Raw genomic sequence first — 12,560 nt, 5'->3', positions numbered from 1 at the left:
AATTCCGCTTTTCGGGGGTTTTTCATGGTGATCATTTTTTAGCTTTAAAGTGGACGACTGCACTATAAAAACGTCTGCCTTCTTCACTTACATACATTTGGTGGGACACGGATTCCACCTGGAGCATGATCGCTTTATTGATTTCAATTTGTGATTGGATTTTTTCTTCAAGATTTTTGATGCTTTCTGCCTCGAAAAATTCTATTTTATCTTCGAATAAGTTTAAGTCTAGTTGAAAACCCATGACTGTTCCCCTCCAACATTCAGATACTGTTAGTTTACCACCATTTTGTCCGAATCTGAACCTAATGAATTTGCCTAAAAACAAGAACTGTTTCTCTGTTTATTTCATATTATGCTTATAGGTTTTATTATCTTATTATAAAAGGTGATTAAAAATGGGCAGAGAATTTATCGATTTATTTGAAGAATGGTCGAAATCGTATGATGATACGGTTGGTGGACACGATATTGAGTATCAAGAGGTTTTTAAACATTATGATGGCATATTGGACAGCGTCACAGATCGGGCTTTTGGTCATGTGCTGGAGTTCGGAGTGGGTACTGGGAATTTGACGGAAAGACTTTTGAAGAAGGGCCTAAAGGTATCGGGAATAGAACCTTCACCTGCGATGAGGGAAATAGCGGTAAGCAAGCTGAGCGGAAAAACGGAAATTGTAGATGGTGATTTTATCGATTTTCCGAAGCCGGAACAGGTTGACTCGATCGTGAGTACGTACGCGTTTCATCATTTAACCGATGAAGAAAAAGAAAAAGCGATAGCCAACTATGGAAAGTTACTGAATACTGGTGGTAAAATAGTGTTTGCTGATACAATGTATCAATCAAAGGAAGCGCATGAACGAGCGATTCAAGATGCAAGGCAGGCAGGCTTTCATAATTTGGCGAACGATTTGCAAACGGAATATTATACTACTATTCCTTTTTTGGAAAAAGTGCTTGAAGCAAATGGATATAAAGTGAACTTCGAGCGCTGCAATCAATTCGTCTGGATCATGGAGGCGGAAAAATTATAGGAAGAGGTTTTTACTAATGAAGGTAGCCATAATCGGAGCAATGGAAGAAGAAGTTACGATTTTACGTGATAAATTGGAAGGGTTGGAGCAGGTGACCATTGCCGGTTCCGAGTTCAATACAGGCACACTGAATGGTATCGAGGTCATTTTACTTAAATCGGGTATCGGTAAAGTGAATGCGGCAATGTCCACTGCAATCCTGTTAGAAAAATTCAAACCGGATGCAGTCATCAATACTGGCTCTGCCGGCGGTTATCATCCAGAACTGAATGTAGGGGATGTGGTCATATCCACGGAAGTACGGCACCATGATGTCGATGTGACGATTTTTGGATATGAATACGGTCAAGTCCCTCAGCTGCCTGCAGCTTTCACACCGGATGAAAAGCTTTTTGCAATCGCAGAAGAAGCAGCAAAAGAAATCGAGGATATACAAGTGGCGAAAGGATTGATCGTGACGGGGGATTCTTTCATGAATGATCCTGACAGGGTTGAATTCGTCAGAGGGAAATTCTCTGATTTATACGCGGTGGAAATGGAAGCGGCAGCCATTGCACAGGTAGCCTTCCAATTCAAAACACCGTTTGTCATCATTCGTTCCCTTTCGGATATCGCAGGTAAGGAGTCCAATATTTCCTTTGATAAATTCCTGGAAACTGCGGCTCTTCATTCAGCGGCACTGATTTTGAAAATGGTTGAAAAAATGAAATGAATGGTAAAGTGATCAGCGGAAGCTTTTCTGCTGATCATTCTTTATTGCATAATCCTCATTAAATTGGTAGGATAACTATGAAAGGATGTCCGAATATGAAAGTCTTTAAAAACATTCATGAGTTGATAGGGGAAACGCCGATGATGGAAATCACCCATTTCCCGCTACCGGATGAAGTCCGTATCTTTGCCAAACTGGAATACTTCAATCCGGGAGGCAGTGTGAAGGATCGGCTTGGCCAAGAACTGTTAGCCAAAGCGCTTCAGACAGGGAAGGTGAAAAAGGGCGGGACGATCATCGAACCGACTGCCGGGAATACCGGGATTGGCTTGGCGTTGGCTGCGATAAACAGTGGAGTGGACGTGATATTTTGCGTTCCGGAGAAATTCAGTACCGAGAAACAGGAATTGATGCGTGCCCTTGGAGCGAATGTGATCCAAACCCCGACAGAGGAAGGGATGACAGGAGCAATCGCCAAGGCTAAGGCGCTGCTGGCTGAAATACCGGGATCATATTGTCCCCAGCAGTTCGCCAACCCATCCAATCCTGATGCCTATTATAAAACACTGGGACCTGAAATATGGGAACAGATGGAAGGCGATGTGGATGTGTTTGTTGCCGGTGCCGGGACGGGCGGGACATTCATGGGAACATCGCGATATTTGAAAGAAAAGAACGCTGCTGTCAAAACGGTCATTGTCGAACCAGAAGGATCGATTTTAAACGGCGGAAAAGCCGGACCCCATAAAACAGAGGGGATCGGGATGGAATTCTTACCGGCCTATATGGATGAAATGTATTTTGACCAAATCCATACGATAAGCGATCGTGACGCTTTCGATATGGTAAAGGAATTGGCGATTAAAGAAGGCCTTCTTGTCGGCAGTTCTTCAGGTGCGGCATTTGCAGCGGCCATGAAAGAAGCGGCCAAGGCTTCCCCGGGGGCGAATATCGTCGTCATATTTCCGGATTCAAGTGAACGTTACTTAAGTAAAAAAATTTATCAGGGAGGAATGTAAAATGAGAAAAAAAACACAATTGATCCATGGCGGCATTTTTGGTGATGAACAAACAGGGGCGGTTTCGGTGCCGATTTATCAAGTGAGCACCTATAAACAGGATGGTCCGGGAAATCATCGGGGCTATGAATATTCCCGTACAGGCAACCCGACCCGCCATGCCCTCGAAGAATTGATCAAGGATCTCGAGGAAGGAAAAAGAGGTTTCGCTTTCGGATCAGGAATGGCAGCGATGACTGCGGTTATGATGCTGTTCAGTCATGGGGATCATGTATTGATGACAGATGATGTTTATGGAGGTTCTTTCCGGGTCATCACTAAAGTGCTTAACCGCTTCGGGGTGGAAGCTACTTTCATCAATACGAGTGACATACACTCGATCGAAAAAGAGATAAAGGACAATACGAAAGCACTGTTCATTGAAACTCCGACGAATCCATTATTGAAAATCACCGATTTGGAAGAAGTATCAAAAATAGCTAAAGAAAACGGCATCCTCACCATTGTGGATAATACCTTCAGTACGCCATACTGGCAAAATCCGCTTTCACTTGGAGCCGATATCGTGCTTCATAGCGCAACGAAGTATCTGGGGGGACACAGCGATGTTGTAGCGGGTCTTGTCGTGGTGAATGATGAAAAGATTGGCAATGACCTTCATTTCATCCAAAACTCCACAGGAGGCGTGCTAGGGCCCCAGGATTCATGGTTGCTGATGCGGGGCATTAAAACGCTGGGAATCAGGATGGAAGAGCATGAAAAAAATACATCTCAAATCGTTCGTTTCCTATCCGGGCATGAAGGCGTTTCGAAAATCTATTACCCAGGTCTTGAAAACCACCCAAATCATGATATTGCCAAAAAACAATCGCGTGGATTCGGCGGTATGGTTTCATTTGATGTCGGGAGTGCGGAAAAGGCCGAGTCCGTTTTGAACAAAGTGAGATACTTTACACTTGCGGAAAGTCTGGGGGCAGTGGAAAGCTTGATTTCCATTCCGGCTTTGATGACACACGCTTCCATTCCGGCTGAGCGTCGTGCAGAACTTGGGATAACGGATGGGTTGATTCGTATTTCAGTAGGTCTGGAAGATGTTGAAGACTTATTGGAAGACTTGGAACAAGCGCTGCAAGGATAATCGTTTAGGGACCGCTTCATAGCTGACTGCCATTATTTACACCCTGTCATTTGGAATAAATATGGTAGAATGAGATATCGATATCTTATTAGCTTGAAAGAAGGTGGAATGGCATGAAAAACCGCAAAAAACAAACGGCGGCAATGCTTCGTTCGAAAATGGTCGATTTTAAACAATTTGCGATCACTTTGTTATGTGTGGGTTCGTTCTTCTATATAGGAACCATCCTTCCCACTGGCGACAAAGCGATGATTGACACATATGTCTATATGGGAGCGACAATCATGTTCCTGGGCATATCCATAGTATTTTTCTCATTATCAAAAAAATATAAGAAGATCTTGGCCGAAATGGATGACCAGGACACTTTACAACAATAGAAGCAAACCTGATTCTTTAAAGGAATCAGGTTTTTTATTTTTCTAGTGTTGTATCCCATTAAGGGGCAGATTTAACATACAAATTACCTCCTTTAGGTAATAATAGCTCATGAAAATGGGTAGAAAGATTGAAATTTTCAAATAAATAGGCAAAAGCTGTTTACAAATATCGAATTTGTGGATATACTTACCAAGTAATAAAAAATATTCCAAAGGAGGTCGAAGAAAATGACATTGTATCTACATGGAGTCGTCGCAATCAGCCGGTCCGTTTCAAATGACAATCACATAACATTCGACCTGTGCCAAGCGGAATATTTCTAAAGCAATTTGGCTTTATTAATCATTCAGACATAGCGGCCGCAGGGAGAAGTGTTTTATCCTGCGGTCTTTTTATATTCTCTAAAAAAGCCCGCAGGAGGACGTAACTTTCTGCGGCCTTTTTATGCCTTTTTGTTGGGCCGCTCCCTTAAAGGAGGTGATATTATGACACTGAATATGCTTTTTTTCACAATCACGATTAAAATGAAAAAAATGACTGCCGAGGAATGTTTGCAACAGGAGAGAATCCACAAGATTCGAGAAGAACATCTAGATAAAGCGATGAAGCATCGTCCTTTTTTCTAAAAACATATGAGGTAGGTATTCCGTTCATAAAAAAATTAAAGAAAGGTGGAGGTTAATATGTTGAACTTGTTTTACGTAAAAGGAGAGAAGCGTTGCTATTGGCAGGAGAAGGATACCGGCTAACGGATTTGCCGGTGCATGGCAGCATTGTCATGGTTTGTATGGAAGAGATGTTGATCAAGATGGTCATGAGCTGATCAACTCGAAACGGCAACGTTAGATATAAATAGGTAAAATGGGAAAACTCGGCCCTCGGGCCGAGTTTTTCTTTGCCTGAATCAGCAGCACGGACCTGATCCTCCATAACCAAATCCACATCCCGGCAACCACCAAAACCCGAAAATGAGCAATAAAATCAGGAGGACAATGAACAGGCCATAACCAAAGCCGTAACCGGACCCTGCATAACAAGGCGCAGGAGCCGGATAACCATAGCTGCATCCGTATGGTCCGTAGTTATATCCCATCGAAAAAACCCCCTTTCCCTAAAAAATTCCCTATCATTATATGAACATTTGCCTTCGTTCGTTTGTGAATTTCATCCAGGCTGGTTTGAACATTTAACACTTTCGTGATTTCTTTTGGTGGGACAGACACGAACAAGCCCACCGTTGCATAGGTATGAATAGGGAAACCAAAGAAACGGGGGATGAAGCCAATGCCCGGAATACTTACAGTTGTCGGTTATATTATCAAAGAATTTTACTTATTTGTTTCCTATGTGAAAAACAATGCTTTTCCCCAGCCCTTGTCATCTCAGGATGAAAAGAGATATCTGAAGCTTATGAGTGAAGGGGACGGTGATGCTCGCAACATCCTGATTGAACATAATCTCAGGCTTGTTGCCCATATCGTCAAGAAATTCGAGAATACGGGCGAGGATACAGAGGATTTGATTTCGATTGGGACTATTGGTTTGATAAAGGCCATTGAGAGTTATTCGGATGGTAAGGGTACGAAGCTTGCCACATATGCGGCGCGATGCATTGAGAATGAGATCTTGATGCATTTACGTGCGACAAAGAAAACGAAGAAAGATATTTCCCTGCATGATCCGATCGGTCAGGATAAAGAAGGTAATGAAATCAGTTTAATCGATGTACTGAAATCGGAATCGGAAGATGTCATCGATACGATTCAGCTCAATATGGAAATTGAAAAAGTGAAAAAGTATATTGATATTTTGGATGAACGCGAAAAGGAAGTCATTGTAGGCAGGTTTGGACTGGATTTGAAAAAGGAGAAAACCCAGAGGGAAATCGCTAAAGAGCTTGGCATTTCCCGCAGTTATGTATCAAGGATCGAAAAACGTGCTTTGATGAAGATGTTCCATGAATTTTACAGGGCAGAAAAAGAGAAGGAAAAGAAAGCTAAAGGATAGGAATGGTAAACAAAGAGAGTGCGGGGAAATTCCCCGCACTCTTTTTTTAATATTTATTTCTGATCAAATCCGTAAATGCATGATAAATCTCGATTCCCTGAAAAAGGAACAGACGTGAAGCGGTTAAAGAAAAGACCCCTATCATAATTAGTCGAAACCACATATGAATCACTCCTCCATTTTATTTTTTATAAAATGTCAGAGCGTGAGGCTACGTAATTCGCCTGATAAAAAACGGGACTGAGATATCGTCGTCGAAGATTCGAGTGAAAATAAAGAAAGCCCAAAATGGAAAATTCGAAAATGAGTATTACGATAAGTGACTGCCATGAACTAAAGGACGGCACGAAAGGCTGTTTCTTGTCGGCCTTATCCCAATGGTGAACATCGGTATGTTCTTCAATGGTTAGCTGCTGTGCATGATGGTGGAACTGTACGGGCAGTGTCCAAAGGAGCAGGATGATGGCAGACATGTGAATAAAGAATTTCATATGAATCAACCACCCCTTTCCCAAGAATATATTCATCATAACATGCTTTTAATCTGGGATATAGAAAAATGTTCTGAAAGATACTGAAAATTCCTTTTAGTTAGAAAAATATTGAATGAACCTCTATAATGGGGTTAGTGATAAAAAGGGGGCAATTTAGTATGGGATATTCTTTGACGTGGGATTTGGATATCTTTTTTAAAGGAGGAAGCTCTTCCAATGAGTTCCTGACTTTTTTAGATGAAATCAACGAAGAGGTAAAAGAATTAGACCGGCTTGTAAGCAATATCAATCCAGAAGGAAATGATGAAAGCAGTTTAATCCAGGCATTTGATCTTTATAAAAATACAAATATGAAATCTTCCCAGGCAAGTGCTTTCATTGGATGCCTGGAAGCTCAAAATGCGCAGGATAAAAAGGCTGGTCAGCTGCGGATCAAACAAATGAAGATAGTCGCTTCACTAAAAATGGTGTTAAGCAAGCTGGATGAAAAGTTGATACAGCAAGATGATGCATTTTTTGAAAAAATCCTCGAAAAAGAACCATTGAATGAATTGAAATTCGTATTGAATGAACGTCGGGAAAAGGCAAAGGAAAAGCTTTCCGTGAAGGAAGAAGCATTAATCACCCAATTGGCCATGGACGGTTTCGAAGGTTGGAGCCAAATGTATGATACGATCGTCGGTTCAATGACCATCCCTTATAAGGGTGAAAAGCTTTCTGTAGGCCAAGCGGCGAATAAATTTTCCAATCCTGATGAAAGGGCCCGGAAAGAATTATTTACTGCGTGGGAACAGGCTTGGGAGGAAAAAAGTGACCTGTTCGCCCGGACTTTGAACCACTTGGCTGGCTTCCGTCTCAGTGTGAATGAAAAAAGGGGCTGGGATGATATTTTGAAAGAGCCTCTAGAAATAGGAAGGATGAAAAAAGAAACCCTCGAAAGCATGTGGAATGTAATTGCCGATCATAAAGAGCCGCTTGTGAGGTTTTTAAAAAGGAAAGCGGAGTTACTGGATTTGGATAAATTAAGTTGGGCGGATTTGGATGCACCGCTAGCTGTTACGGCAGAATCCAAAGTAATGGATTATCAAGAAGGTGCAGACTTCATCATCCAGCAATTCTCTAAGTTCGGCTCTCAATTAGCGAACTTCACCAAAAAAGCTTTTGAAGACAGCTGGATTGAAGCTGAGGACAGACCAGGTAAGAGACCAGGCGGTTTTTGCACCGGCTTTCCATTAAATAAGCAGTCAAGAATTTTCATGACGTATTCGGGCACACCGTCCAATGTATCGACATTGGCTCATGAATTGGGTCATGCATTCCATTCTTATGCGATGAGGGATATCCATCCATTGAATCGGTCATATGCAATGAATGTGGCGGAAACCGCCTCCACTTTTGCTGAAATGGTCGTAGCGGATGCAGCTGTTAAGGAAGCAGCCAGTGAGGAAGAAAAGCTGGTGCTTTTAGAAGATAAAATTCAGCGTTCCGTGGCATTATTGATGAATATCCATGCCCGCTACTTATTCGAAACTAGGTTTTATGACGAGAGGAAGCAAGGATATGTCAGTGCCGAACGGTTGAATGAACTGATGGTCGATGCACAAAAAGAAGCTTATGGCGATGCTTTAAGTGATTATAATCCAACGTTCTGGGCTTCAAAGCTCCATTTTTATATTACAGGTGTACCATTTTATAATTTTCCGTACACATTCGGTTACTTATTCTCATTAGGCATATACGCGAATGCCCTGAAAGAACCTGCAGGTTTCGAAGAAAAATATATCGCTCTATTAAAGGATACCGGTTCCATGAAGGTCGAGGATTTGGCGGAGAAACATTTAGGCGTCGATTTAAAGACCCGGGATTTTTGGGAAGAAGCGGTCAATGCCTGTATGGAGGATGTAGAAGAATTCATGCGTTTGACCGACCCATTAGTCCGAAAAGCATAAGATGGGTTTAGGCTGGAATAGGAACAAAAAAGCGGATGTCCGGTCTAGGACATCCGCTTTCTTATTAAACTTTCCTCAGTTTAAATGGACTGACCATAAGTAATGATAATATAATCATGAGGGATAAGAAAAAGACCGGATGGAAATACGGGATGGCTAGATAACTTAAAGTAGCGATGCAGCCCGCAACCGTAATGGGCACTCCTGTAAAATATCCATTGCTTTCACTTATATTGAAGCGGGCGAGACGAAACGCGCCACAGCCAATATAGAAAACCGTGAAGAGTGTGCCAGGTGCTCCGAATTCTATCAATATTCCTTGGTATAATAATAGAGCCGGTGCGACGCCAAAGGATATGATGTCACACATGGAATCAAGTTGCTTACCCAATTCCGATTCAATGTTGAATTTCCGTGCAACCATACCGTCAAAGCGATCTGCAAGGGCAGCCAGGAAGATTAAAAGCAAGCTTAAATTCAATTGGCCGTTCATCACGGCAATTATCGCAAATCCACCAAGGGATAAATTAATTAAGGTAAGTATATTTGCTGTTTGTGCTTTCACTTTTTTAATGGTTTGATCTAGGGCGTGTAATAAAAACATCTTTTCACTCCTTTCAAATGAAACAAATTAAAACAAAATATAGTAAACATAAGTATTTATTATATAATAATATTTTATTTAATACAATTTATGCAAGGGAATTTTAGAATAATTTTACAATTTTACAATTTGGAGTGGTTATATTTTGTTTCAGTCTTTGTATCGCGTTCTTATTGAACTTACGAATGGTCAGTATTCATCAGGTTTATTAAAACACTTTAGCCAATCTCGTTGGAGCAGGCCCTTAATATTACTTTATGTAAAAACATTCAACCTTAATCAACAGGAATTTGGTAAGGAGTTAAAAGCATATACCAATTTGCACGAGCTATTTACAAGGCAGTTAAAGGCTGACGCGAGGCCAATTACGGCAGTTCCGTCTGCGGTAGCTTGTCCCGTGGACGGTGTACTTGAGGACTCAGGGGAGATACGCGCTGATAAAAAGATCGTCGTTAAGGGAAAGGTATATTCAATGGAGGAAATGCTCGGGGATGAGCTTTTATTGGAAAAGTACTTAGGCGGCAAATATCTCGTGTTATACTTAAGCCCGAGTCATTACCATAGGATCCATGCGCCAATCAAGGGTTCCGTGGTCAAACGATGGACGCTTGGAAGGAAATCATACCCCGTTAATAAATGGGGGATGAAATATGGAAAAGAGCCTTTATCAAAAAATTACCGGACAATAACTGAACTTCAAAATGAGGCGGGAAATCTGGCAATGGTGAAAGTCGGGGCCATGTTCATAAATTCGATCGTCATTACTGATGATTCGGATGAATTGGAAAAAGGGCAGGAGTTTTCTTATTTCAGCTTTGGGTCCACAGTTGTGCTTCTTTTTGAAAAAGGAAGCTTTGAACTTGAAGGAAACATATCCATTCCCGCAGATGTCCGTGTAGGTGAAACAATCGGATTCATGAGAGCCGTCTAACTTCAAATGAAAATAAGAGGCTGACATTTGATGTCAGCCTATGTATTACATATTAAAATATGGCTCGGATTTTATGTGTTAGGGACCTTCGATGAATTTCCGTTTCTATGAGGCGGATGAAATCGGTACTCAACTTTAAATTCTGTGCTTTAAAATAGGATTCAAGCAACAGGTCATCAGATAGTTTTTGCATCAGAACGCCACTTATGGGCTGCTCACCTCCTGTAGGGATTGCGGGGAATAATTTGGTGTTTACTTGCATATATTGATAAGTCTTCCTTGATGTACCCCTACTGTATCAGAAATAAACGTGGAGAACAATCGTTCTGTTATCCACAGTAAAAAGTGGATAACCTGTGGTTAAGTTGTTTACAAGGTGAACGAAATGGTGCCCATCAGTATGGAAAATGTTAGTAAAGTTATCCACAGGTTGAATAAATGAAATTTTTGTCGAAATCTTTTATGAATAATTAGTTCTTTGGTTCTGGTCTGCCTGCAAATTTCCCATTATTTAATGAAAAATGCCTTTCCATATCAGAAAACATACATTATGATGTTTCTTTACCGTCAGCCATTCTTTTCTAATTTTTTTTGAAAGTGGGCTGAAAATTCGATATGATGGAAACGGTAAATTTTAATGAAAATATAGAGGTGCCAATATGCTTAAATTATTTTTGCCGAGTGAACATGTTAAAAGCATTTTTAATATAGATCCTCAAGAATTGAAAAAAAGAGGGATTAAGGGCGTCATTACCGATTTGGATAATACTCTCGTTGAATGGGACAGGCCAACAGCCACCCCCGATTTAATCAAATGGTTCGACAATATGCGGGATCATGGGATTTTAGTGACGATTGTGTCCAATAATAATGAAAATCGGGTTCGGGCTTTTTCCGATCCGCTTCACATTCCGTTTATCTTCCAGGCCAGAAAACCGATGGCAAGGGCTTTCCATAAAGCCCGTAAGACAATGGGGTTGAAATTAGAAGAAACCGTGGTAATCGGCGATCAGTTATTGACGGATGTATTGGGAGGGAACAGAGGCGGGTTTCATACGATCTTAGTGGTCCCTGTCGCACAAACCGACGAATTCAGAACAAGGATCAATCGTTATTTTGAAAGAAAGATCATGGCGTTTTTTAAACGAAAAGGAATGATAGAATGGGAGGATCACAATTGAACAATCATCAAGAATTAGTGTGCATCGGCTGCGGAGTGAAAGTCCAGACTGAAGATCCGAAGGAGTTGGGCTTTGCCCCTAAATCGGCTCTGGAAAAAGAGAGCATCGTATGTCAGCGCTGCTTTAAATTGAAACATTATAACGAAGTTCAGGATGTATCCTTAACCGACGATGACTTCTTGAAAATCTTGAATAAAGTAGGCGAAACCGACTCTTTAATCGTCAAAATCGTCGATATTTTTGATTTCAATGGAAGCTGGCTGCCTGGCCTTCATCGATTTGTAGGAAGAAATGATGTTCTTCTGATCGGAAATAAGGTCGATCTATTGCCTAAATCGGTAAAACCGAACAAGTTGATCAATTGGATGAAGCAATCGTCCAAGGAATTGGGTCTTAACCCGATCGATGTCCTGCTTGTCAGTGCGGAAAAGGGAAAGCACATACTTGAAGCGGCTGATGCGATCGAGCGGTACCGCAGAGGGAAAGATGTCTATGTGGTGGGCTGTACGAATGTAGGGAAATCGACTTTCATCAACCGTCTTATAAAAGAAGTGAGCGGTGAAAGTGATATCATCACGACTTCCCACTTCCCTGGGACTACCTTGGATATGATTGAAATTCCTTTGGATGATGAACAGGCATTGATCGATACACCTGGAATCATTAATCATCATCAAATGGCTCACTATGTGGACAAACGGGACTTCAAGGTGATTATGCCGAAAAAGGAAATCAAGCCGAGAGTGTACCAACTGAATGAAGGGCAGACGCTATTTTTCGGAGGGTTGGCCAGGTTGGACTATGTCTCAGGCGGAAGGCGTTCATTGACTTGCTACCTTTCGAACGAATTGAATATTCACCGTACGAAACTGGAAAATGCCGATGAATTGTATAAAAACCATGCCGGGGAATTACTGACTCCCCCACGGCCGGAACAAATCGAGGAGTTTCCGAAGCTGATTCCACATGAATTTTCCTTGAAAGATGGTAAAATGGATATTGTGTTTTCTGGTCTTGGCTGGGTGACGGTCAATGAGCCAGGGGCGAAAATCGTTGCACATGTTCCAAAGGGCGTCAATGTGATCGTTCGCAAATCATTAATCTAAA

Annotated in this window: 15 protein-coding genes; 11 read left to right on the top strand and 4 right to left on the bottom strand. The window is 41.6% G+C overall.

Features of this window, described 5'->3' with window-relative positions:
• Nucleotides 1–31: 31 nt before the first annotated feature.
• Nucleotides 32–244 carry a DUF2536 family protein gene (locus MKX49_RS15710; protein WP_323598439.1) on the bottom strand — a complete coding sequence of 71 codons (213 nt, stop codon included), beginning with the start codon at nucleotides 242–244 and terminating at the stop codon, nucleotides 32–34.
• Between the two features lie 154 nt (nucleotides 245–398).
• Here MKX49_RS15710 and MKX49_RS15705 point away from each other — a divergent pair, with 154 nt between their 5' ends.
• The 6 genes from MKX49_RS15705 (at nucleotide 399) to MKX49_RS15680 (ending at nucleotide 4,913) form a co-directional block, all read left to right on the top strand.
• A complete protein-coding gene (locus tag MKX49_RS15705) occupies nucleotides 399–1,037 on the top strand; it encodes a class I SAM-dependent DNA methyltransferase (protein WP_134782298.1) in 639 nt (212 codons plus the stop codon).
• 16 nt (nucleotides 1,038–1,053) lie between these two features.
• Nucleotides 1,054–1,749 carry a 5'-methylthioadenosine/S-adenosylhomocysteine nucleosidase gene (gene mtnN, locus MKX49_RS15700; protein WP_048682777.1) on the top strand — a complete coding sequence of 232 codons (696 nt, stop codon included), beginning with the start codon at nucleotides 1,054–1,056 and terminating at the stop codon, nucleotides 1,747–1,749.
• A 95-nt stretch (nucleotides 1,750–1,844) separates the two neighbouring features.
• Complete coding sequence (locus MKX49_RS15695) at nucleotides 1,845–2,768, top strand: PLP-dependent cysteine synthase family protein (protein ID WP_340876949.1); 924 nt, start codon at nucleotides 1,845–1,847, stop codon at nucleotides 2,766–2,768.
• 1 nt (nucleotide 2,769) lies between these two features.
• Nucleotides 2,770–3,906, top strand: a complete 1,137-nt coding sequence (locus MKX49_RS15690; RefSeq protein WP_034308604.1) for a bifunctional cystathionine gamma-lyase/homocysteine desulfhydrase — start codon at nucleotides 2,770–2,772, stop codon at nucleotides 3,904–3,906.
• A gap of 113 nt (nucleotides 3,907–4,019) precedes the next feature.
• A complete protein-coding gene (locus MKX49_RS15685; protein WP_034308601.1) occupies nucleotides 4,020–4,286 on the top strand; it encodes a YrhC family protein in 267 nt (88 codons plus the stop codon).
• 486 nt (nucleotides 4,287–4,772) lie between these two features.
• On the top strand, nucleotides 4,773–4,913 hold the full coding sequence (locus tag MKX49_RS15680) for a YrzI family small protein (RefSeq protein ID WP_072273247.1): 141 nt from the start codon (nucleotides 4,773–4,775) through the stop codon (nucleotides 4,911–4,913).
• A gap of 278 nt (nucleotides 4,914–5,191) precedes the next feature.
• Here the strand turns inward: MKX49_RS15680 and MKX49_RS15675 are convergent, their stop codons facing one another.
• A complete protein-coding gene (locus MKX49_RS15675) occupies nucleotides 5,192–5,380 on the bottom strand; it encodes a hypothetical protein (RefSeq protein WP_048682791.1) in 189 nt (62 codons plus the stop codon).
• 191 nt (nucleotides 5,381–5,571) lie between these two features.
• On the opposite strand from MKX49_RS15675, the gene sigK reads away from it, so the two are divergent.
• Both sigK and MKX49_RS15665 read left to right on the top strand, forming a co-directional pair.
• Nucleotides 5,572–6,294, top strand: coding sequence for an RNA polymerase sporulation sigma factor SigK (gene sigK / locus MKX49_RS15670; RefSeq protein WP_048682796.1), 723 nt, complete (start codon nucleotides 5,572–5,574; stop codon nucleotides 6,292–6,294).
• A gap of 652 nt (nucleotides 6,295–6,946) precedes the next feature.
• Nucleotides 6,947–8,737 (top strand): M3 family oligoendopeptidase, encoded by a 1,791-nt coding sequence (locus MKX49_RS15665; protein WP_340876948.1) that lies wholly within the window; start codon nucleotides 6,947–6,949, stop codon nucleotides 8,735–8,737.
• Between the two features lie 64 nt (nucleotides 8,738–8,801).
• Here the strand turns inward: MKX49_RS15665 and pssA are convergent, their stop codons facing one another.
• On the bottom strand, nucleotides 8,802–9,341 hold the full coding sequence (gene pssA, locus MKX49_RS15660) for a CDP-diacylglycerol--serine O-phosphatidyltransferase (protein ID WP_340876947.1): 540 nt from the start codon (nucleotides 9,339–9,341) through the stop codon (nucleotides 8,802–8,804).
• 145 nt (nucleotides 9,342–9,486) lie between these two features.
• Here pssA and MKX49_RS15655 point away from each other — a divergent pair, with 145 nt between their 5' ends.
• Nucleotides 9,487–10,272: a phosphatidylserine decarboxylase gene (locus MKX49_RS15655; RefSeq protein WP_048682810.1), complete on the top strand. Its 786-nt coding sequence runs from the start codon at nucleotides 9,487–9,489 to the stop codon at nucleotides 10,270–10,272.
• Nucleotides 10,273–10,324: 52 nt separating this feature from the next.
• On the opposite strand, the gene MKX49_RS15650 is transcribed toward MKX49_RS15655, so the two are convergent.
• Complete coding sequence (locus tag MKX49_RS15650) at nucleotides 10,325–10,465, bottom strand: sporulation histidine kinase inhibitor Sda (protein WP_285856448.1); 141 nt, start codon at nucleotides 10,463–10,465, stop codon at nucleotides 10,325–10,327.
• Nucleotides 10,466–10,931: 466 nt separating this feature from the next.
• Between MKX49_RS15650 and MKX49_RS15645 the strand changes: the two genes are divergently transcribed.
• Both MKX49_RS15645 and yqeH read left to right on the top strand, forming a co-directional pair.
• Nucleotides 10,932–11,453: a YqeG family HAD IIIA-type phosphatase gene (locus MKX49_RS15645; protein WP_034308582.1), complete on the top strand. Its 522-nt coding sequence runs from the start codon at nucleotides 10,932–10,934 to the stop codon at nucleotides 11,451–11,453.
• Complete coding sequence (gene yqeH, locus MKX49_RS15640; protein ID WP_222619913.1) at nucleotides 11,450–12,559, top strand: ribosome biogenesis GTPase YqeH; 1,110 nt, start codon at nucleotides 11,450–11,452, stop codon at nucleotides 12,557–12,559. The genes MKX49_RS15645 and yqeH overlap by 4 nt, the downstream gene beginning before the upstream one ends.
• Nucleotide 12,560: the final 1 nt, after the last annotated feature.

The organism is Peribacillus sp. FSL M8-0224 (assembly GCF_038003055.1).
GTDB lineage: Bacteria > Bacillota > Bacilli > Bacillales > DSM-1321 > Peribacillus > Peribacillus frigoritolerans.
The sequence above is the reverse complement of the archived record's forward strand: the minus strand, read 5'-3'. Positions and strand labels throughout refer to the sequence as shown.